The 21,559-nt window shown below is 64.7% G+C and carries 18 protein-coding genes and 1 riboswitch; of the genes, 4 read left to right on the plus strand and 14 right to left on the minus strand.

Translation table 11 applies throughout. The features are described from left to right. Positions 1–8: 8 nt before the first annotated feature. The 7 genes from M2320_RS12550 to M2320_RS12580 all read right to left on the minus strand — a co-directional run bounded on the left by M2320_RS12550 (position 9) and on the right by M2320_RS12580 (position 11,579). Positions 9–2,156, minus strand: a complete 2,148-nt coding sequence (locus tag M2320_RS12550) for a putative bifunctional diguanylate cyclase/phosphodiesterase (RefSeq protein ID WP_319801438.1) — start codon at positions 2,154–2,156, stop codon at positions 9–11. 48 nt (positions 2,157–2,204) lie between these two features. Then, entirely contained in the window at positions 2,205–3,659 is a 1,455-nt protein-coding gene (locus M2320_RS12555; RefSeq protein WP_264597571.1) for an efflux transporter outer membrane subunit, read from the minus strand. Then, positions 3,659–5,236 (minus strand): MDR family MFS transporter, encoded by a 1,578-nt coding sequence (locus tag M2320_RS12560; protein ID WP_264597572.1) that lies wholly within the window; start codon positions 5,234–5,236, stop codon positions 3,659–3,661. The genes M2320_RS12555 and M2320_RS12560 overlap by 1 nt, the downstream gene beginning before the upstream one ends. Next, positions 5,233–6,354, minus strand: coding sequence for an HlyD family secretion protein (locus M2320_RS12565; RefSeq protein ID WP_264597573.1), 1,122 nt, complete (start codon positions 6,352–6,354; stop codon positions 5,233–5,235). Before M2320_RS12565 ends, M2320_RS12560 begins: the two co-directional genes overlap by 4 nt. A 105-nt stretch (positions 6,355–6,459) precedes the next feature. Beyond that, the gene (locus M2320_RS12570) at positions 6,460–8,805 is read right to left on the minus strand and encodes a DUF3141 domain-containing protein (protein ID WP_264597574.1); all 2,346 of its coding nucleotides are present in this window, start codon (positions 8,803–8,805) and stop codon (positions 6,460–6,462) included. A 120-nt stretch (positions 8,806–8,925) separates the two neighbouring features. Then, positions 8,926–10,134: an acetate/propionate family kinase gene (locus M2320_RS12575; protein WP_264597575.1), complete on the minus strand. Its 1,209-nt coding sequence runs from the start codon at positions 10,132–10,134 to the stop codon at positions 8,926–8,928. A 2-nt stretch (positions 10,135–10,136) separates the two neighbouring features. Next, positions 10,137–11,579: a bifunctional enoyl-CoA hydratase/phosphate acetyltransferase gene (locus M2320_RS12580; protein WP_264597576.1), complete on the minus strand. Its 1,443-nt coding sequence runs from the start codon at positions 11,577–11,579 to the stop codon at positions 10,137–10,139. A 132-nt stretch (positions 11,580–11,711) separates the two neighbouring features. Here M2320_RS12580 and M2320_RS12585 point away from each other — a divergent pair, with 132 nt between their 5' ends. Continuing rightward, a complete protein-coding gene (locus tag M2320_RS12585; protein WP_264597577.1) occupies positions 11,712–12,236 on the plus strand; it encodes a PAS domain-containing protein in 525 nt (174 codons plus the stop codon). Continuing rightward, a complete protein-coding gene (locus M2320_RS23255) occupies positions 12,214–13,800 on the plus strand; it encodes a methyl-accepting chemotaxis protein (RefSeq protein WP_319801435.1) in 1,587 nt (528 codons plus the stop codon). The genes M2320_RS12585 and M2320_RS23255 overlap by 23 nt, the downstream gene beginning before the upstream one ends. Positions 13,801–13,931: 131 nt before the next feature. On the opposite strand, the gene M2320_RS12595 is transcribed toward M2320_RS23255, so the two are convergent. Next, complete coding sequence (locus tag M2320_RS12595) at positions 13,932–15,026, minus strand: ATP-dependent DNA helicase (protein ID WP_264597578.1); 1,095 nt, start codon at positions 15,024–15,026, stop codon at positions 13,932–13,934. Positions 15,027–15,143: 117 nt separating this feature from the next. On the opposite strand from M2320_RS12595, the gene M2320_RS12600 reads away from it, so the two are divergent. After that, entirely contained in the window at positions 15,144–15,587 is a 444-nt protein-coding gene (locus M2320_RS12600; protein WP_264597579.1) for an organic hydroperoxide resistance protein, read from the plus strand. Positions 15,588–15,703: 116 nt separating this feature from the next. Here the strand turns inward: M2320_RS12600 and rlmN are convergent, their stop codons facing one another. Both rlmN and M2320_RS12610 read right to left on the minus strand, forming a co-directional pair. Beyond that, on the minus strand, positions 15,704–16,918 hold the full coding sequence (gene rlmN, locus M2320_RS12605; RefSeq protein WP_264597580.1) for a 23S rRNA (adenine(2503)-C(2))-methyltransferase RlmN: 1,215 nt from the start codon (positions 16,916–16,918) through the stop codon (positions 15,704–15,706). A gap of 66 nt (positions 16,919–16,984) precedes the next feature. After that, a complete protein-coding gene (locus M2320_RS12610; protein ID WP_264597581.1) occupies positions 16,985–18,028 on the minus strand; it encodes a hypothetical protein in 1,044 nt (347 codons plus the stop codon). A 131-nt stretch (positions 18,029–18,159) separates the two neighbouring features. Here M2320_RS12610 and M2320_RS12615 point away from each other — a divergent pair, with 131 nt between their 5' ends. Next, positions 18,160–18,594: a DUF2809 domain-containing protein gene (locus tag M2320_RS12615; RefSeq protein WP_264597582.1), complete on the plus strand. Its 435-nt coding sequence runs from the start codon at positions 18,160–18,162 to the stop codon at positions 18,592–18,594. On the opposite strand, the gene M2320_RS12620 is transcribed toward M2320_RS12615, so the two are convergent. The 4 genes from M2320_RS12620 to M2320_RS12635 form a co-directional block, all read right to left on the minus strand. Further along, positions 18,574–19,257: a tRNA-uridine aminocarboxypropyltransferase gene (locus M2320_RS12620; RefSeq protein ID WP_264597583.1), complete on the minus strand. Its 684-nt coding sequence runs from the start codon at positions 19,255–19,257 to the stop codon at positions 18,574–18,576. The genes M2320_RS12615 and M2320_RS12620 overlap by 21 nt on opposite strands. Then, positions 19,254–19,631 (minus strand): glycine cleavage system protein GcvH, encoded by a 378-nt coding sequence (gcvH, locus tag M2320_RS12625; RefSeq protein WP_264597584.1) that lies wholly within the window; start codon positions 19,629–19,631, stop codon positions 19,254–19,256. Before gcvH ends, M2320_RS12620 begins: the two co-directional genes overlap by 4 nt. Positions 19,632–19,638: 7 nt before the next feature. After that, on the minus strand, positions 19,639–20,745 hold the full coding sequence (gcvT, locus tag M2320_RS12630) for a glycine cleavage system aminomethyltransferase GcvT (RefSeq protein WP_264597585.1): 1,107 nt from the start codon (positions 20,743–20,745) through the stop codon (positions 19,639–19,641). 134 nt (positions 20,746–20,879) lie between these two features. After that, positions 20,880–20,968: riboswitch (glycine riboswitch) on the minus strand. Positions 20,969–21,006: 38 nt separating this feature from the next. Further along, the gene (locus tag M2320_RS12635) at positions 21,007–21,513 is read right to left on the minus strand and encodes an invasion associated locus B family protein (RefSeq protein WP_264597586.1); all 507 of its coding nucleotides are present in this window, start codon (positions 21,511–21,513) and stop codon (positions 21,007–21,009) included. Positions 21,514–21,559: the final 46 nt, after the last annotated feature.

Below are 21,559 nucleotides of genomic sequence, written 5' to 3' on the forward strand. Positions count from 1 at the left end.
GCGAATTCTCAAGCCGCGGCCTCGCGCGCGCCCTGCGGCCGCGCCAGCGCGGCGGCGCCGTCGCCGTCGACAGCCTTGCCGAAATGAAAGCCCTGCCCGAGATCGCAGCCCATCAGACCCATCATTTCCGCCGTGCGCTCGTCCTCGATCCCCTCCGCCACCACCGCGAGCCGCAAGCCGCGCGCCAGACTGATGACAGAGCGCACGATCAGGGCGCTCTCGGGGTCCTCGAACACGGTGCACGTGAACGACTTGTCGATTTTGACCTTGTCGATCCGGAACTGGCGCAAATGGTTCAGGCTGGAATAGCCCATGCCGAAATCGTCGAGCGACACCTTTATGCCGGCGGCGCGCAGACGCACCAGGATGTCGCGCACCTCGTCGACATCGCCGATCAGAGCGGTTTCGGTGATCTCGAGTTCCAGCCGCTGCGGCGGGAAGCCGTGAGCCCGCAAGCTCTCCAGCAGCAGTTCGGGAAAGCGCCGGTCGCGCAATTGCACCGGCGAAACGTTCATCGAGAGGGTGATGTCCAGCGGCCAGCGCGCGGCGTCGCGGCAGGCCTGCGCCAGCATGGCCGTGGAAAGCTCCAGGATCAGCCCCTGCTGTTCCGCAAGCGGAATGAAAATTTCGGGCGAAACCGGTCCAATCTCCGGGTCGCTCCAGCGGGCGAGGATTTCGAATCCGGTGAGCCGACGCGTGGAGAGATCGATGATGGGCTGGTAGTGCGGTCGGACCTCGCCCGCCTGCAACGCCCGCCGCAGCGCCTTTTCCAGATCGACGCGGCGTCGCAACTCGCCTTGCATCTCCGGCTCGAACAGGCAGATCGGATCGTGCTGGCTCTTCTTGCCGCGATACATGGCGATATCGGCGCAGGACAGCAGCGTCGTCGCGTCCGCCGCGTGCCGGGAGAGGGCGATGCCGATGCTGGCGTCGATCTCGATGCGGTGGTCGGCGACCTGGATGGGCGCACGCAGCGCCTCGCGGATGCGACGCGCCATCTTCTGCGCGGGGCGGGCGTCGGCGTCGGCGCCGTCGGCGAGCCGGATCACCACGGCGAATTCGTCGCCGCCGAGCCGCGCCACCATCCCGGCGCGCGCGGCGGCCTCTTGCAGGCGCTTCGCCACCGCGCAGAGCACGAGATCGCCGACCATGTGCCCGAGCAGATCGTTCACCGGCTTGAAGCGGTCGAGATCGACGATCAGCAGCGCGCAAGATGGCGTTCCCTCGCCCGCTGCGAAATAGCGCCGCAATTTCGCCGCAAGCGCACGGCGATTCGGCAGGTTGGTCAGCGGATCGGCGAGCGCCATGGTCTCCGCGGCCTTGCGCGCGATCTTGGCGACGCGATGAGCCTCTTCGAGATCTGCGAGATTGGCGCGGAACACCCGGCAGGCGGCGGCAAGATCTCCGATCTCGTCCTTCGCCTCGCATTCCGGCAATTCGACATCGGTGCGGCCCTGCGCCAGGGCGGTGAGCGCCTCGGTGATCTCGCGCAGCGGCGCGAATATGTTTCTTCGCGCGGCGCGGTAGAGAAGCAGGGCCACGCAGGTGGCGATCGCCGCGGCGACGGCCATTGTGGTCATGATCTCGCTTGAAAGCTCGTTTGACGCCTGCACCTCGCTGTTGATCCGCGCCTGGCTGTCCTCGATCAGAATGTCCAGCGCCTGTTCCGCGTCCCCATAGGCCTTGTGAATCGCGCTGCGGACGCCGTCTTCGGAACTCCCATCGTTCACGAGCGAGAATTGGCGATCATGGAGTTCGGCATAGCGCCTCCACGCTTTGCGAAAACGATCGAGTTGCGCCGCATCCACACGACCCGGCATGATCGCGTCCATCTGGATCATGAGCTGACCGACAGACGCGCGGCGCAGCGCGAGCAATTGCAAGCTTTCCAAGCGCTCCGGCTCGGTTTCGGCATGGTGAACCAAGGTCTCCGTCAGCCGCAACTCAGACAATTTGTCAGCCAGCTCGCCAAAGAAATGGGTCTCGACCAGTCCAACCTGCTCGATGAACCTCATTTTCGCGTCTTGCGCGCCCAGACCGAAAATACTTATTGACGTAACGTAAGCAATAATTCCAACAAAACCGAGAATGACCAAGGTCATTTTCACATGGATCGATCCAAGCCAGAATCGATCATTGCCTTTTTCCGAAACCATGTCGGAAATGGTACAATCCAAGCCCTAACCGTTGATTGAGATCAACGCTTAATTCGGGTTAAGAGCGGCGCTCCTGCTGTCGGGCGCGGCGGGAAAAAACCCTTCCCAGCCGCCGCCGAGCGCCTTGTAAAGCTGCACCTGGTCAACCCCGAGCAGGGTCGCGCTGCGCGCCTGCTCCTGTTCGGCGATCAGGGCGGTCCGTTCGGCGGAGAGCACGTTGAGGAAATCGGTGACGCCGTCGCGATAGCGGTCGCGGGCGATCTCGGCGGCTTTTCGCGCATGGACCACCTGCTCCGACAGCCTGACGTGACGCGCCTTCTCCAGACGCAGCGCCACCAGCGCGTTGACCACATCATGCCAGGCGCGCAGGATCGCCTTGCGATAGGCGAGCGCGGCCTGCTGCTGCTGGGTCTCGCGCAGTTCCAGCGTGTTCGTCAGCCGGCCGCCGTTGAAGATCGGCAGCGTCACGCTCGGCCCAAAACTCCACTGGAACGAGGAGCCGCGAAACAGCGTGTCGGGATTGAGCGAATCCAGCCCCGCCTGCCCGGTGAGTGTGATGGTCGGATAGAAATTGGCGACGGCGACGCCGGTCTGGGCGGTGGCGGCGTGCAACTGCGCCTCCGCCGCGCGGATGTCCGGCCGGCGTCGGGCGAGGTCGGAGGCGACGCCGGTGGGAACGGCGCCGAGCGCGAGCGGCGATTTCCGCGCCTGTCCGAGCCGCGTCTTGAGCGCGCCGGGAGGCTGGTCGACGAGGAAACTCAGCGCGTTGACCAGCTCCGACTCCTGCTGCTCCAGCGGCGGGAGCTGGGCGCGATAGCCCTCGAGCTGCGAACGGGCGTTCTCGGCGTCGAGCGCGCTGGCGAGCCCCTTGGCCTGCCGCTCGTCGGCAAGTTTCAAAATCTCCTGTGCGATGCGGATATTGTCGTTGAGCACGCCGATCTGCACCTGCACGCCGCGCAACTGAATGTAGTCGCGCGCGGTTTCCGCCATCACCGACAAAAGCGCGTCGCGGCGCTGGTCCTCGGAGACTTGCACCTGGGCGTCGGCGGCCTCCACGGAGCGGCGCACCCGCCCCCAGATGTCGATCTCCCAGGCGGCGTCGAAACCGACGTAATTGTCGGTGATCGGCGGCACGTCGATGCCGCCGGGCACGAGGCCGTTCATCAGGCTGAGAATGCCGTTCTGCGAATATTGCTCGCGGGTGACCTTGGCATCGCCATTGAGCGACGGCATTTGCGCCGAGGCCGTCACGCCGCGCTGGAACCGGCTTTCGGCGACGCGCAGGGTCGCGGTGCGCACGTCGAGGTTGGTGTTCGCGGCCTCGCCAACCAGCGCGGTCAGGGTCGGATCGCGGAAACCCGCCCACCACATCGGATCGGGCGCGCCCGTGCGCGCGCCCGCGACAAAGGCGCGGTCGGGCAGCCCGGTTTCGGGCGGCGAAAAATCGGGACCGACCGCGTTGCAGCCGGACAGGGCGAGAAGAAACAGAATGGTCTTGCGCATCAATGCGCCCCCCCGGGTCCGCCGACGCTCTTCTTCGACGTCATGAGAAAGGTGAGCGGCACGACGGCGAAAGCCACGATGGCGCAATACACGAACGTGTCCGAATAGGACAGGATCGCCGCCTGCGCGCGAATGGTGCGTAGCACCTGCCCCAGCGCCATCTCATGGGCCGCCTGGGCCGTCTGCCCCGCCGCAACCAGCGCCTTCTCGTAGGTTTCGACCAGAGTGTTGAACGGCTGATGGAAGGGCGAAGCGTATTGACCGAGAAAATTCTGGTGGGCCTGGGCGCTTTCGGTGACGCTGGCCGTGGACAATGCGATCCCCACGGAGCCGAACACGTTGCGGAACATGGAAAACAGCGCGACGCCGTCGCCATTGCGCTCGCGCGGCAGGGTCATGTAGGCGACCGTGCTGATCGGCACGAACAGGAAGGCGAGCGCCGAGGTCTGGAACAGACGCATGCCGACCAGCGTCTGGAAATCGATGTTTTGCGCGAGATGGCTGGAATAGAGGAAGGCGAAGCCCATGATGGTGAAGCCGAGCGCCACCAGATAGCGCGCCGCCACCTTCTTCATCACGCGCCCGACGATGGGGATGAGGAAGATCATCAATATGCCGCCGGGCGACAGGATCAGCCCGGACCAGGTGGCGTTATAGCCGAGATATTGCTGCACCATCTGCGGGATCATCACCACGCTGGCGTAGAGCAGCCCGCCGGTCGCCGCGATCATGACGCAGGCGACCGAGAAATTGCGGTCCTTGAACACATCCAGATGCACGATGGGTTTTTTCGCCACCGACAGCCAGGCGATGGCGCCCAGAATGCCGAGCGCGGCGAGCGCGGCCATCAACCGGATGAAGTCGGACTCGAACCAGTCGTCGTCCACGCCGCGGTCCAGAAAAATTTCCAGGCAGCCGAGGCCAAGCGCGATCAGGCCGAGGCCGATGAAATCGATGCCGCGGTTGCGCCGCGCCTTCACCCACGGCGGGTCCTCGACCAGGACGGACACCAGGATCGCGGCGACAATGCCGATCGGCACGTTGATGTAGAAAATCCAGCGCCAGTCGAACGTGTCGGTGATGTAGCCGCCGAGCGTCGGCCCGAGCACCGGCGCGACAATGGTCGCCATGGCGGCGACGCCGAAGGCCGCGCCGCGCTTGGCGATGGGAAAGGTGTCGAGGATGATCGACTGCTGGTTGGGCTGCATGCCGCCGCCGAAAAACCCCTGCAACAGCCGGAACAGGATGAGCTGGCCGAGACTGGTCGCCGCGCCGCACATGAAGGAGCAGACGGTGAACATGACGATGCAGATGACGAAATAGCGCTTGCGCCCCAATATGTCGCCGAGCCAGCCGGAAATGGTCAGCACGATGCCATTGGCGACGAGATAGGAGGTCAGCGCCCAGGTGGCCTCGTCATTGCTGGCCGACAGCGAGCCCGCGATATGGGGCAGCGCCACATTGACGATGGTGGTGTCGAGCACCTCCATGAAGGTCGCGATGGTGACGGCGACCGCGATCAGCCAGGGATTGGCCTTCGGCTTCCATGGTTTTTGCTCCGCGCCGCCTTCGCTCATTTCAGCGACACTTTTGGGACGACGGACAGACCGAGCGGCAGCGGCAGATTGGGGTCCAGCCCGCTGTCGATGACGATTTTCACGGGAACGCGCTGCACCACCTTGACGAAATTGCCGGTGGCGTTTTCGGGCGGGAAGGCGGTGAATTTCGAGCCCGTGCCCTGCTGGATGCTGTCCACATGGCCTTCGAGCTTGAGGTCGGGATGGGCGTCCACCTCGATCTTGACCTTTTGCCCCGGCTTCATCCGGCGGAGCTGGCCTTCCTTGAAATTGGCGACGATCCAGCGCTCGGTCCCGACCAGCGCGAAAAGCTGCTGGCCCGGCGCGACATAATTGCCGAGTTCGACATTGCGCCGCGTGATCCAGCCGTCCGCCGGCGCGCGCAAAACGGTCCAGGACAGGTTCAGCTCCGCCTGGTTCAGCCGCGCCTGCGCCTGGTTCACGGCGCCCTGCAATTGTCCCACCACCTTTTCGGTTTCACCGATGCGCTCGGGAACCGGCGTCGCCTGCGCCACCTGCGCCTTGGCCGCGGCGACCTGCGCCTCGGCCTGTTTCAGCGCGGCCCGCGCGGCGTCGACCTCCTGCTGCGAGGTCGCCTGCCGGCTCAACGAGGCCTGGCGGCTGTAATCGGCCTGCGCCTTGGCGGCGACCGCCTCGGCGGCGGCGAGCTGCGCCTGCGCCTGCGCGAGCAAGGCGGGAAAATTCTTCTTCGCCACTTCGAGCCCAAAACCCTGGGCGGCGAGCTGGGCTTTCGCCGATTCGAGCACGGCGGCGGCGAGCGCCCGGTCATTCTCATATTGCCGCGGATCGATGCGCAGCAATTGCTGGCCCTTGGTGACGAACTGGTTGTCGGTGACGTCGAGCGAGACCACCTGACCCGGCACCTGCGGCGAAACGATGAACGAGCGTCCGTCGACAAAAGCGTCGTCGGTGCTTTCCGAATCGGCGCCGGACAGGAAAAACCACGCCGCGGCGACGGCGACCAGAGCGGCCAGCCCGATGCCGATTTTTTTGCCCACGCCGTTTCCCTTGCCGTCGGCGGGGGCGGCGACCTCCGCGTCGACGACGGGCCGAGGCTCCGCAGGCGCGGGCGCGCCCTCGGCTTCAGGCGTTTTCAAGACAGGCTCACTCAAGTCGCGCCCTCGAAATTGACCAATCGGTCATTTCATAATGCAAAAGGCGAAGCTTGTCTTGGACTAATCCGCGAGCGGTCGCGCAGGCGCCTATTGCGCGGCGGTCTGCGCGTCGAGGGGATCGAGGAGAGGCGGCGCGCTCATCGCGGGCAGCCTGAGCACCGCGCGAATCCGGCCCAGCATCTCCACCGTATGCGGCTCCATTTCGTCGATCGGGCCGGCGATAAAGTCCACCACGCCAATGGCGCGCTTGCGCTCGGCGGCGGTCGTCAACAGCAGCGGCAGCGTCTCCACCGCCCGGTCGGGCGCGAATTCCACGATGATGGTCTGCTCGCGAATCAGCTCCCCGCGCGTCTCCGCGCCGAGCGAGGAGAAGGGTTCGTCCTGGCTCAACACTTTCGCGGAGCGCTCCAGCCGGTCGCGGCGCACCTGATGGCGCGCCTGGGCGATCAGGATGAGCATGCGGATCACGGCGACGGCGAAGCCGCCGCGGTCGGCGCCGAGCAGGACGGCCTTCACCTCCGGCAGATTCGCGAGCTCCTTGGCGTCCACGGTGGTGCGCGCCCAGGCGTGGCTGGCGCCGAAGCGCAACATGGCGGGCGCGCCATAGAGGGAGAAGAAGGTCATCTCATAGGCGGCGTCGCGCAGGTCGCGCCAGAAATCGAGCGTCTGGATGGTTCCGGCCGCCCAAAGTTTTTCGAGCGCGAGGAAGGGATTGGCGGGATCGGCGGGCGCGCGCGCCTGCTCGGCCTTCTGCGCCTCCGCGCGCGCAAAACCCATGAGCGGGTTCTCGTGCGAAAACATCCGGCGACTGGCGCGCGCCGGATGGGCCTTGCGGAGAAACTCCGCAGCCTGGCGCGACACGCCGGCCTGGACGAAAGGCCGCGCGAAAATATCGTAGAACTCGCAGGCGAGATCGGACAGGCGCGACACCGCGCCGAATTGCGCCTCGTCCTCGCGCGCGTCGTCGATTCCGGCGAGTTCGCTCATCTTGCGTTCGGTGAAGGACACGCGGAAATGCGCGTCCACGCCTTCGCCGATCTGTTCGTCGATGGTCATCTCGTAGAGGCCGGGCGCCAAAGCCTCGATGGTCTTCAGCGTCGAGGTGACCTCGGTGTGCTCCTTCTTCGCGATCGAGGAGGAGACGAAAATGCCGAGATGGCCGACCTTTTCGTGGATCATATAGATGATCCGATGGCCGCGCAGGCGGATCTCGTGCTCGTCGGTGAACGTGTCCGGGATCCAGTTCAGCGCCTGCTGCGGCGGGGTGATGTTGTCGCCCTTGCTGGCGAAGACGATGATCGGCGAGCGGATCGCCTTCAGATCGATCCGGCGCCCGCGTTCGATATGGGCCTCGCCGCGCGACAGCTTGTTGCCGACGAAAATGGTGCGCACGATCCAGGCGATCTCGGCTTCGTTCATGTAATGGAAGCCGCCCCACCAGCGCTCGAATTCGAGGAAACTGGCGCGGGTCTTCTCGGGCGCGGCGAACAGGTCGTAATATTTGCCGAAATAATTGCGGCCGGGGTTGAGCATCTCGAAATTGTTGACGAGATGCGCCCCGTCGAACACGCCGGCGCCGAGGTCGGAGAACAGCAAAGCCGGAAGGGCGCCGCCGAACAGCCCGCCATTGTAGCGCATCGGGTTTTCGCCCATGCGGCCGGACCAGGCCGCGACCGGCGCGCCATTGATCACCAGCGGACCGGAAATGTCGGGATTGGCGGCGGCGAGGATCAGCGTGGCCCAACCGCCCTGGCAATTGCCGACGACAATGGGTTTGGGCGCGTCGGGATGGCGCCGGCGGATTTCGCGCAAGAATTCGGCTTCGGCGCGCATCACATCGGCGAGCGTCTGGCCGGGTTCGGGCTGCGGGCGGAACACGCAGAAATAGACGGGATGGCCGTCGTGCAAGGCGACGCCGACCTGGCTGTCCGGCTTGAAACCGCCGATGCCCGCGCCATGACCGGCGCGGGGATCGATGATCATATAGGGCCGCTTCCAGTCATGGATCTCGACGCCTTGCGGCGGGATGATCTTCAGCAGCACGTAATTGCAGGGCCGCGGCAGGGTCTTGCCGTCCATCGCCACTTCATGAGCATAGATCAGCACCGGCGGCGTGCCGGCGGCCTCATGGGCGATGTCATTGTCGCCGCGCTGGCGCAGCACGTCGAGCGTCAGCCAATAACGCTGGGCGGCGTCGCGAACATAATCATCGGCCGCCTTGTCGAGTTTCGCTTCGCGCGCCAGATCGGCGAAAGCCTGCAGGATCGGGCCCGCCTCCGAAAAAGCTTTTTGCGCGCGCGCGCCATGCGTGCGGGCGATCTTCTGCGAATGGATGGAGAAGAGTTCAGAGAGATTCTTCGCCTGCCGGGCGGCGACGGCGCCGTCCTGGGAAAAACGCGGCAAAAACTGTTCGGGATCGTAGCTTGAGGGCATGTGCGCCTCCTGACATGAAGGGCGGAAGGGCGCGCGACCATGCGCCAGATTGATCCGCCGGCTCTCTAACGCAGAGCTTACGCCGGCTTTGTGACAAATGAAGCGCGGAGCGCCACCACTTCACTCGAGCGGGGGCACCAGCGGTTTCTTGAGATCGAGCAATTCCGCGGTATGCGCGGCGATCATCCGCTCTTCGTCGGTCTTGAGGATTAGGACGACGGTCGGCGAGCCCTTTTCGGAAATGATCCGCTCGTTGCGGGCGTTGGCGTCGAAATCGATCTGGATGCCGAACCATTCCATGTTTTCGAGGATTTTTCGCCGGACATTGACGGCGTTCTCGCCAATACCGCCGGTCAGCACCAAACAGTCGAGCCCGCCGAGTTCGGCGCTGAGCCCGCCGATGTTGCGGCGCACGCGCGAGACGAAATAATCGAGCGCCTCCCGCGCCGAGGGCGCGTCCGAGGCTTCGAGTTCGCGCACGTCGTTGGAAATGCCGGACATGCCCTTCAGCCCGGAATTCTTGTAGAGCAGATCGGTGATCTGCGCGGCGCTCATGTTCTTCTCTTCCATGAGATAGAGCACGACACCGGGATCGAGTTGCCCGCAGCGCGTGCCCATCGGCAGACCGTCTAGCGCGGTAAAACCCATGGTCGAGCCCACGGATTTGCCGGCGTTGATGGCGCAAAGCGAGGCGCCATTGCCGAGATGCGCCACAATCACTTTTCCGCGCGCGAGCACGGGTTCCTCGTGGCGCAGGATGCGGTGGATGAATTCGTAGGACAGGCCGTGGAACCCATAGCGGCGCACGCCCTCGTCATAATAGGCGCGCGGCAGCGCATAGGTGTCGGCGATGAACGTGTGCCGCCGGTGGAAGGCGGTGTCGAAACAGGCGACCTGCGGGGCGCCGGGAAAGGCCGCGCGCGCCGCTTCGACGCCGGCGAGATTGAAGGGCTGGTGCAGCGGCGCCAAAGGCTCGAATGATTTCAGCTTGGCCAGCACGGCATCGTCGAGCCGCACGGGCTCGGAATAGATCGGACCGCCATGCACGACGCGATGGCCGACGCCGACCACATTGGCGCCGTCCCCTTCCGATTCCAGCCAGTCGAGCACGGCGGCGAGCGCCACGCGATGGTCGACGGCGCCCTGGCTCTGATCGAAATCGTAGCCGGTCTTTTCGCCGCCGGTTTTCTTGACGGCGAAATGCGCCTTGCCGCCGATGCCGTCGATCTGGCCGAGCGCGAGCTGGGTCAACTGGCCCTGCGCGATCCGGTAGACCGAGAACTTGATCGACGATGAGCCCGCGTTGATGGTGACGATGAGGTCGGTCATTGTCACTCCGCCGCGAGCTTTTCGCCATCCGCGCCGGTGAACGGCTTGCCGTTGTCGCGCCAATATTTGTAGAGCTGCGCCAAAGCGCAGGAGACGAGGCGCGCCTTATCGTTGTCGGCCCGGCTGGTCAGCATCACCGGGGCCGCCGCGCCGACCACCAGGCCCGCGGCCTCGGCGTGGCCGACGAACGTCAGCTCCTTGGCCAGCATATTGCCGGATTCCAGATTGGGCGCGATCAGCACATTGGCGTGGCCGGCGACCAGCGAGGCGATCCCCTTGGTGCGCGCGGCGTTCATGTCGATGGCGTTGTCCATGGCGAGCGGTCCGTCGACCACGCCGCCCTTGATCTGGCCGCGATCCGCCATTTTGGCGAGGATGGCCGCGTCCATGGTCGAGACGATGGCGGGATTGATGACCTCGACCGCCGAAAGCACGCCGACGCGCGCCTCTTCGCCGCAAGCCAGGGCGAGATCGATGGCGTTCTGGACGATGTCCACCTTGGTCATCAGGTCGGGGGCGATATTGATGGCCGCGTCCGAGACGAACAGCAGATTGTCCATGGTCGGCGTGTCAATGACGAAGACATGGCTGATGCGCCGCCCGGTGCGCAAGCCGCCCTCCTTCTTCACCACGGCGGCGAGCAGGTCGTCGGAATGCAGATCGCCCTTCATCACCGCGCCGGCTTCGCCCGAACGCACCATGGCGACAGCCTTGTCGGCGGCGAGCCGATGGTTGCCTTCCTCGACCACTTTGAAGGGCGACAAATCCGCGCCCAAAGCCTTCGCGGCGGCGGCGATCTTTTCGCGATCGCCGATGAAAATCGGCTCGATCAGGCCTTTTTCGAAGGCGAGCAGCGGACCATTGAGCGAGGCGTGGTTTTCCGGGCAGACCACCACGGTTTTCAGCCGCGGCAATTGGGCGGCGAGCGCGACGAGATGGGGAAACTGCTCATTCTCTTCGAGAATCAGCGTCGGCAAGTCGCGCGGCTCGATCTCGACGCGCGCGAGCGGCGCGTCGACCAGGGCCATGCCCTTGCAGACGAGTTCGCCCCGGGCGTCGGTGATGATGGTTTCGAACAGCGCCTCCGGCGCCTCCCGCTTCTCGCGGCAGGTGACGGTCACGCGCAGCCGGTCGCCGATATGGACGCGCTTGGCGAATTCGAAGGTCTGCGACCGATAGAGCGTGCCGGGTCCGGGCAGGAAATTGCCGAGCACGGTCGAAATCAGCGATCCCACCCACATGGAGGGGGCGATCGGCTCGCTTCCCGCCGCCTTGTCCTCCTCGGAGGGCAGCATCAGCGGATTGCGATTGCCGGACATATGGGCGAACAGCAGAAGGTCGCGCTGGGCGCAGACGCGCTCGATGGAGGCGGTGTCGCCGACCTTGAGCTGGGCCCAGGTGGTGTTCGAGCGTTTCGCCGGGGAGGCGCGATTTTGATCGATCATTGCGAAAACCTATTCCCGATTTCTCACCCCGACCTTAACACGATCTGAGAAACAATGATTTGACAATCGTCGCCGCCAGCCAGACGCAAGCTGTGCAGCCTAACGCTTGTGCAAGCAAGGCTGGGCCGCCCCATGAAGACTGCGACAATACCGACCGATCGCGAAATCTTTTTCGACCGCGACCATTTCATTGTCTCCAAGACCGACCTCAAGGGTCGAATTACCTATGTAAACCGCGCTTTTTGCAAGATCGCAGGCTTCACCGAGCAGGAGCTGATCGGCGCGCCGCACTCGATCATCCGTCACCCCGACATGCCCAGGGCGGTGTTCAAGTTCCTCTGGGACCGCGTGCTCGAGGGCCATGAAGTCTTCGCCTATGTCAAGAACATGACGAAAAGTGGGGATTTTTACTGGGTGTTCGCCCATGTCACCCCCTCCTGCGACCCCGCGGGCAATTTTCTCGGCTTCCATTCCAACCGACGCGCGGCCGACCGCCGCGTGCTCAGCGAAACCATCATTCCCCTCTACGCCGCATTGCTGAAGACCGAGAGCGAGACGCCCAACGCCAAGCAGGCGCTCGCAGCCTCCTACCGGCAATTCACCGAGACCGTGCAGAGCAAGGCGCGCAGCTATGATGAACTGGTCTTCTCTCTCTAAAACGCGCGCGGCTTTGGTCCTCGGCGCCGCCGCCGGTTGCGCCGGCGCGGTCGCGGGCCTTTGGGGGGCGCCTGCGCTCGCCAGCGCGCTCGCCGGGCTCGGCTGCGTCGCGGCGCTCGCGGGCTTCTGGGCCCTGTCGCGCCTGTCGCGCGCGCTCGCCGACGCGCGGCGGCTGTGCGCGGCCGTCGCGAAAGGCGATTTCGAGACGCGTCTGCTCCTGATCCGCGAGCGCGGCGAAATTGGCGATTTTCTTCATGAAATGAACGATATGGCCGATCTGGTCGACGCCTATGTCCGGGAAGCAACGGCTTCGCTCGAAGCCATGCGCCGCAATTGCTATTACCGCCGCATTCTGCCGGACGGCCTGAAAGGCGCGATGCTGATTTCGGCGACGACGATCAACGAAGCCGCCGACGCGGTGGAGGCGCGGGTCTCCACCTTCGACTCCTCCACCGAAGAGTTTTCCGCGCAGATCAACCGGATCGTCGACCAGCTCTCCATCTCCTCCGGCGGCATTGGCGCGCTCGCCCATGCCTTCGCGCAAGGCAGCGGCGCGACCGGCGCGCGGGCGAAGGATCTGGGCGCGGCGGCGGGCGAAGCCTCCGACAGCGTCGAGGCGGTGAAAACCGCGGCGGACCGGCTGGCCTCCTCCGCACAGGAGGTGGGCGCCTCGATGCGGCGCACCGTGGACATCGCCCATGACGCGGTGGCGGCGGCGCAAAACACCGGACAAGCCGTGGAAAGCCTGAACGGCGCAGTCGCGCGCATCGGCGCCATTGTCGGCATCATCAACAAGATCGCGGTCCAGACCAACCTGCTCGCGCTCAACGCGACGATCGAGGCCTCGCGCGCCGGCGAGGCCGGGCGCGGTTTTGCGGTGGTCGCGGGCGAAGTGAAATCCTTGGCGGAGCAGACCACCAAGGCCACCGACGAAATCGCCGGCCTGATCGCCGAAGTCGAGCAAGCGACGCAAGCCGCCGTCGCCTCGACCGGCGAGATCGGAGCCCGCATCGCCGACATCGACGAGGTGACCGGCGCGGCGCTCCCCCAGATCGAGAGCCAGGTCGTCGGCGCCGGTGAAATCGCCGACCATCTGCAAACCACCCTGTTGCGCACCCGGCAGGTTCTGGAGGCCCTGTCCGGTATTCAGGCCACGGCGACCGAGGGATTGGGGCAGGCGCAAAACGTCACCGGCGCCGCGGGCGCGATCGGGCAGGAAAGCGGGCGCCTCAACACGACGGTCAAGGAGTTCCTCGTCAGCCTGCGGCGGGGCCCGCTGGATCGGCGCGAGACCGAACGCCACGAACTCGGCGTGGGCGCCCGGATCGTCACGGCGCGCGGCGAATTCCCAACCACCGTGTTCGACGTCAGCCGCTCCGGCGCCAAGCTCTCGCCCAGCGAGGGACTGCAGGCGGGCGACTCGGCCGTGCTGCGCTTCGCCGACGGACACGAGGTCAACATCACCGTCAGATGGGTTCACGACAATCAGGCCGGCGTCGCCCTGTCGCCCGGCGCGATCAACGAGGCGGTGCTGGAAAAATTGCGCCGCATGAAGGCGGCGTGATCGAAACCGCAACAGCATCGCCATCCAACTGTCGCAGAACACGCCTAGAGTAAGAGCATGTTGGTTGGCGTTTCAAAGCAAGGGTCATTTCGAACAGCGAACCGCCGGCCCCTGGCCGGCGGTTTTTATCTTCAGATCACCACGGTCAGACTTTTGGCGGCGCGCGTGACGCCGGTGTAAAGCCAGCGCTCGCGATTCTCCCGAAAAGCGTAGCTTTCGTCGAAGAGCACGACATCATCCCATTGCGAGCCCTGCGCCTTGTGCACGGTGAGCGCATAGCCATAGTCGAACTCGTCGGATTCGCGGCGCTGGGCGTAAGGCAGACTTTCCTCGGTCCCCTCGAAAAATTCCGGCAGCACGCCGACCCGGATCGCCTTGGCGCCCGGAGTCTCCTCGGGCGTCAGCAACATGCGCAGCCGCTTGCGGCTGAGGCCCTTGGATTGCTTCACGCGGAACACGGCGCCGTTGAGCAGGCCCTTGGTCTTGTCGTTGCGCAGGCAAACCAGCTTTTCGCCGACTTCGGGAAAGGCGCCAGTGTGGCCAAACAATTCGCGCAGCCGCTTGTTATAGGCGCGCCGGGTCTTGTTGAGGCCCACCAACACCTGATCGGCCTTTTTCACCAGATCGGCGTCGATGTTTTTTCGCGACACCACTTTGAGGGCGCCGTGGTCGCCGAAATCGAGGCGCTCGCCGGCGCGCACCTGCATGGATAGGCGCACGATGGGGTTGTCCGCCGCCTGCCGGTGAACCTCTGTCAGCATCATGTCAGGGGTTTGTTCGGTGAAAAACCCGCCGCCCTTGACCGGCGGCAATTGCGCGGGATCGCCGAGCACCAGCACTTTCTTGCGGAATGACAGCAGGTCGCGGCCCAATTCCTCGTCCACCATGGAGCATTCGTCGATGACGATCAGATTCGCCCGGGCCGCGGGCGAATCCTCGTTGAGCACAAAACTTGGCTCCTCCGTGTCGAGGTCCTTGGGACGATAGATCATGGAATGGATGGTGCGCGCCTCACCGCATCCTTTGGAGCGCAGCACCAGCGCCGCCTTGCCGGTGAAGGCGCCGAACAGCACTTCGCCGTCGACATGTTCGGCGAGATGGCGCGCGAGCGTGGTTTTTCCCGTGCCGGCATAGCCGAACAGACGATAGACCTGCGGGGCCTTCGGGTCTTCGACCCAGTCCGCCACCGCCTTCAACGCTTTTTCCTGCTGCCCCGACCAGGCCATTCGATCCCCCGCGCGCGGAACTTTTATAGAACGTCGGCGCGGTTGCAAAGGCCAGGACATTGAGGAAACCGGAGGCGCGGTTTAGCGTTGTCTGCGCAGTCCAAGCCGGAGGAACCCATGACCGCTTCAAACATAAAAACGCTGGAATCCGCGACCGCGGTCAACACCGGCGGCCGCAACGGCCATTCCGAAACCGAGGACAAGTCGGTCTCGGTCGATCTCAGCGTGCGAAAGGGCATGGGTGGGCCGGGCAAAGAAGGCACGACCACGCCCGAACATTTGTTTGCCGCCGGCTATGCCGCCTGTTTCGGCGGCGCGGTGGATTTCGTCGCCTCGCAACACAAGGTCAAAATTCCCGACGCCAAGGTGACGTGCCAGGTCGATGTCGGCCCGCGCGACGGCGGCGGTTTTGGCATTGCGGTCAAGATGAAAGTGGAATCGCAGAGCGTGCCGACCGACCAGTTGCGCCAGATCGTCGACGAAGCGCATGAAAAGGTTTGCCCCTACAGCCACGCGACGCGCGGCAACATTCCGTTCGAACTGGAGGTGGTCGGCGCGTAGCCGATGAAGGCGCTCCTTCTCCCCTTGCGGGAAAAGGTGGCTCGCGCCCATCAGGGCGCGAGACGGATGAGGAGGCGCCGGTTGCGAGCGACGAACCGCGGCTGGCGCGCTCCCGCCTAATCCGTTTCCGCCGCCAGCCTCGCCCGGGCCCGCAGTTTTTCGGTTTCGCTTTTCAGCTGCCCGCAGGCCGCCAAAATGTCGCGACCCCGGGGCGTGCGGACCGGGCTGGCGTAACCTGCATTGAAAACAATGTCGGAAAACTTTTCGATCGTCTCCCAATCCGAGCACTCATAGGGCGCGCCGGGCCAGGGATTGAACGGGATCAGGTTGATCTTCGCCGGAATGCCCTTGAGCAGCCGCACCAGTTCGCGCGCTTCCGCCGGCGTGTCGTTGATCCCCTTGAGCATCACGTACTCAAACGTGATGCGCCGCGCGTTGGAGGCGCCGGGATAGTCGCGGCAAGCCTGCAACAGCTCCTTGATCGGATATTTCTTGTTCAGCGGCACGAGCTTGTCGCGCAACTCGTCGCGCACCGCATGGAGCGAAATCGCCAGCGCCGCGCCGGCCTCTTCGCCGAGCCGGCCGATTTCCGGCACAACGCCTGAGGTCGAGACGGTGATGCGCCGCTTCGACAGCGACAGCCCGTCGCCGTCCGACAAGATTTCGACGGCGTCGCGGACGTTTTCAAAATTGTACAGCGGCTCGCCCATGCCCATGAACACGATGTTCGACACGGCGCGCACGCCCTCTCCGGAGGGGATCAGGCCATTGTCAGGCGGGGTGAGGCCGGGGAAATCGCCCAAACGTTCGCGCGCCACGATCAGTTGCGAGACGATTTCCTGGGTGGTGAGATTGCGCACCAGTTTTTGCGTGCCGGTATGGCAAAAGGTGCAGTTGAGCGTGCAGCCGACCTGACTGGAGACGCACAAAGTGCCGCGGTCGCTTTCGGGAATGTAGACGCATTCCACTTCCGCGCCCAAGGAACGAGAAGCTTCGAGCTTGTCGACCGGCGGCATGCGGATCAGCCATTTGCGCGTGCCGTCGGAAGACACTTGCTCTTCCACAACTTCCGGCCGCGTCAGCGAAAAATGCTCGGCGAGCTTGGCGCGCATCACCTTGGACACATTGAGCATGGCGTCGAAGTCGCGCACGCCATGGAAATACATCCAGTGCCAGAGCTGCGACACGCGCATGCGGATTTCGCGATCCGGCGTGCCGATGGCGCGCAAGGCCTCGGCAAGGCCGGCGCGGGTCAGCCCGGCCAGCGAAGGTTTTGTTGTAACGTCGAGGGCGGCCAAGCCCTGCGGCATGGCCTCGGCGGTCCGCGTCATGCGGAATCCTTCATTTCGAGGAAGATTTTCGCGCTTCTACCACGAAACCCCGCGCGGGAAAACCACTCACGGCTGGGCCACCGCCTTCAACCCCGCCGAGGTCAAGGCGCCGCCGACCACACAGGGCACGCCGACCACGGCGCCCGCGCCGGTGAGCGCCGCGCCGAGGCAGCCCAGCGACAGCGCGCCTTCGCCGATCTGCCCCCACATCGCCATATTGCGCGAGGAATTCGGCCCCCGCGTCTTCAGCTCTTCAATCGAAGCCACCGCCTGCTTGCGCAAATAGCCGGTGTCCACCGTCTCCGCCGCCCGCACCACCTCTTTCAACACCGGCGCGACCGCCGCCGGCTGCTTCTTCTCCATGGCCTTGAGCATGGCCAGCAGCGCCGCCGAGCGCGAGGCGTTTTCCGCCAGCGTATAGGCGGCCATATTGCCGATGGTGAGTTTTTGCACGCTCTCCCGGTCCTTCGACCAGGGCAGCAGCGCCACCAGGCGCGCGATCGGGATGACATCGCCGGTGGCGAAATAAAACCCCCAGAGCGTGTCGAGCAGATCGGAATTGGTTTCGAAGCTCGGCTTGTGCGGCGCCTTTTCCGGCGTGCTGAAGGTCACGGCGTCCTTGAATTTCTGCCAGTTCCCCGGCTTGTTCTCGTCGAGCGCGATATCGTTGAGCACCGGCAGGGAGCCGTCGAGATAGGCCTGGATCATGCCAGAGCGTCCAGGAATATGCTTCTCCAGGCGCTTCGCGAGGTCCTTCCAGTCGGCGAGGCCGGAATAGGCGAGCGCCCGCACGATGATCCACTGGTCCTCGTGCGGCAGGGCCGTGAGCTGCACCAGCAACCGGTCCGCGCGCGGGCCGGCGCGATTGAGCACCCCCGCCAGAAACCCGAGATACACGCCGGCCTGTTCGGGATCGCGCAACGACCCCTGCTTGCTCAGGGTCAAATAGGCGTATGGGGTTTGCGACGGCTCCGGATGCTGCGCGTAATGAAACATCCAGGCCAGCGTCTGCGTGGTCGCCGAATATTTCTGCACGTGCGGCGCCGTCGACGCGCCCAAAGCCGGCAGCGCCAGCAGAAACGAAACAGTCGCAAGGACGAGGGCGCGCATAAAACTCTCCGGTCAGAAACCCAAATGTCTGGAGAGCTTGGATTTTCTGTGGAGCGCGCGCGGAGAACTCGTGTCGGGACGCGAAAAGATCGTGGCTTGCGCGACTCAGCGTCCTGGCTCAGGAACGGAGCATGACGCTCTCGCTTCCGATCAAACGCACGCTCGCGCTCGCCCTTATCATCGCCGGCGGTTTTGTTCTGCGCGCCTATGGCGCCAGATACGGCATTCCAGCCTTTTGGGTGAAATATGGCGGATCCGCGCTGTGGGCGGCGATGTATTTCTTCTTCTTCGCGCTGCTGTTTCGCGCCCGCCCGCGCGAACAGGTTTTGTATATCGCCGTGCTCGTCTGTTCGCTGATCGAATTCATAAAACTCGTGCACACGCCAGCGCTCGACGTGTTCCGGCTGACCACGGCGGGCGTCTGGATGCTCGGAAAAGTGTTTTCGCCCTGGAATTTCCTGGCCTATGGCGCGGGTCTCGCCGGCGCCTATGGGCTGGACCGGCTTTTTGGAGGCGCCTTTGGCGCCCCCGCCGCGAAAAGGAAATCAGGCGGCCGGCGGCGCTGACACTTTGCCATCGGGTGAAACCAGCCCCTGCGCCTGCGCCGCGCGAAACGCATCGAGCATCAGCGCGAACTTTTGCAGCAAGGCCGTCTCGATCTCCGGCTTGCCCTCGAGCCGGCTCACCGCCAGCGCGGCGGCTTCAAGAGTGGAAAGCGCTTCGCGACGCGGCTCCCGCCGCAAATTGCCGTAAAGCGATTTCTTCCGCGGGTTCAGCGCGAGGCGCTTGGCCTTGAGCACCCAGGGATTGCGCCACCACAGGGTTTTGGCCTGGCTCCAGGAGCCGTCGAACACGACGACGCCCCTCAGGCCGGCGAGCGCCTTGTCCTGATCCGGCAGCGCGCCCCCCTTCTTGTCCAGCGCCACAAGTTCGCGATCGCGCGGCAGATCGGCGGCGCGCGACGAGCCCAGATGCAGGATCGCCCATTGGCTGGGGTCGGCGTCCCGGCCCAGAGCCTTGGCGAGGCTCGGCCAGGACAGCCCCACTTTCAGCACCGAATTCTCCAGCGCCCGGCGCGTGAGCCCGGCGGTGCCAAGCAACCGGTCCTGCTCCTGGGGATGTTGCAGGATCAGCAGGCCGGTCCGGGTCTTCAGCGGCTCGACCTGCGCGCAAACGCACAAGAATTCGGGCTTTCCGCAATGCGGGCAGGCAGGGGCCTCGTCGGTCACGCCTGGGAATCCAGCAGCGCCTTGTAGGCGGCCTCGTCCAGCAGCTTGTCCAGTTCAGCGGGATCGGCGATTTTCACCTTGTAAAACCACCCCTTGCCCTGGGCGTCCTCGTTGACCAGCGCCGGATTGTCCTCCAGCGCGGTGTTGACCTCGACCACCTCGCCGGAGATCGGCGCAAACACGTCGCTGGCGGCCTTGACGCTCTCGACCACGCCCGCCTGTTCGCCGGTCTTGGTCTGCTTGCCCACAGCGGGGAGTTCGACGAAGACGACGTCGCCGAGCTGGCCTTGGGCGTAATCGGTGATGCCGACCGCGCCAATGTCGCCGTCGACGACAATATACTCATGGTCTTTGGTGAAGAGAATCTTGGTCATCAAAGCCTCAGCGGTGATAGCGGTTGGGAACGAAGGGGAAAGCCACGACCTTGGCGCTCAGCGGCTTGCCGCGCACGATCAGCGACAGCGGCGTTCCCGGGGCGGCGAAGCGCGGCGGCACATAGCCCATGGCGATGGGTTTTCCAAGCGAAGGCGAAAAGCCGCCTGAGGTTACGCGTCCCACCACCTCGCCGGTGTCGTCGGCGATTTCGGCGCCTTCGCGCGCGGGGGCTTTTCCGTCCAGGATCAGGCCAACGCGAAGACGCTTCAGCCCATCGCTCAGTTCCCAGCGGATGCGGTCGGCGCCGGGAAAGCCGCCTTCGGCGCGGCGGCGTTTCGAGATCGACCAGTTCAGCCCCGCTTCGATCGGGCTGGTGGTGGTGTCGATGTCGTGGCCATAGAGGCACAGCCCGGCTTCGAGCCGCAGCGAATCGCGGGCGCCCAGGCCGACCGCCTTGACCTCCTCTTCCGCCAAAAGCGTTTCGGCGAGGTCGTGGGCGTAATCGGCAGGAACCGAAATCTCAAAACCGTCCTCGCCGGTATAGCCGGAGCGGCTGATGAACAGGATTTCGCCGCGCCAGACAAAATCCCGCTGCTCCATGAATTTGAGCGCGGCGACGCCATGGATGTGGCGATCGAGCGCAGCGGCGGCCTTGGGGCCTTGAAGCGCGAGCAAGGCGCGGTGCGTGGCGATGTCGAGATCGAGGTCGGGCAGGCTTTTCTGGATATGGGCGAAATCCTGCGCCTTGCAGGCGGCGTTGACGATCAGGAACAACCGGTCGCCCGCGTCGCTCAGCTTGGTCACCATGAGATCGTCGAGAATGCCGCCGTCGGAATTGGTGAACTGGCTGTAGCGGATGCGACGGGCGCCAAGGCCCTGGATGTCGCCGGGCAAAAGCGTTTCGAGCGCCGCGGCGGCGCCGGGGCCGATGAGAAAAGCCTGGCCCATGTGCGAAACGTCGAACAGGCCGGCGTTCTCGCGGGTCCAATTGTGTTCGGCGATGATGCCGGCGGGATAGTTCACCGGCAGCTCGTAGCCGGCGAAAGGAACCATGCGGCCGCCGAGACCAAGGTGCAGGGCGTGGAGGGGGGTCGGTATGGACAAATCGGTCATGCGGACATCCTAGAGCAGCGCGCGAAAAAAATCCGCGTGTCGCCCCCTCTGTCTCGCAACCTGAAAGATTTCCCCAGCTATTGCCGGGTTACCCTCTTCGGTGGGCGGCCGAAGCCGCCTCTTTCCAGAGCGTCATCCCTCCCGCGGTCCTTTGGGCCTGAGCGTTTCCGGGGCGGTTGCGCCTTCGGCGCCGGTTTTCACCGGACTCTTCCGCGGAGGTGTTTCTGACGTCAGCCACAAGGCCTGCGATACAGGCGAAAGTCAAGGCAGCTTTTCAAAACCGTCCTTGAACCCCGTGAGGGTGAGCGGAATGCCAATGCCCTCTTCCGGCGTCTGGAAGATGATGAAGGTGCCGGTGGTTCCGCCGCGCAACTGGTCCAGGAGCTTGTCGTCCATCACCACTTCGGCGACGCAACCGGAGGGGAGGCAGCGGACGAAACCGGCGCGGCCGATGTCGGTCTGGTCGACTTTCAGGCCCAGTCCGGACGGCAGCAGCACGCCGAGCGGCGCGATCACGCGCAGCAGCCGGCTCTTGCCGTCCGCCGTCTTGAGCACGATGACCACCAGATTGACATTGGGCTTGTCGTCGGCGGCGACGCTCTGCATCAGCGCGCATTGTTCCTTGGCGGCGCCGGGCGGTGTTTCGCAGCGCAATTCCCAATCGCCGAATTTTCCCTTGGCGACGCCTTGCGCGGCGGCGGGGCCGACAAAGCCCAGAGCAAGGGCGAAGGCGATGAGAGCCGCCCGGAGTATCGATTCGCGCGCCATGAAAACAAAACTCCTGAGTTTTAGGGCGGCGCAGCGAAGGGAGCCG

It is taken from the genome of Rhodoblastus acidophilus (genome assembly GCF_025961575.1).
GTDB classification, from domain to species: domain Bacteria; phylum Pseudomonadota; class Alphaproteobacteria; order Rhizobiales; family Beijerinckiaceae; genus Rhodoblastus; species Rhodoblastus acidophilus_C.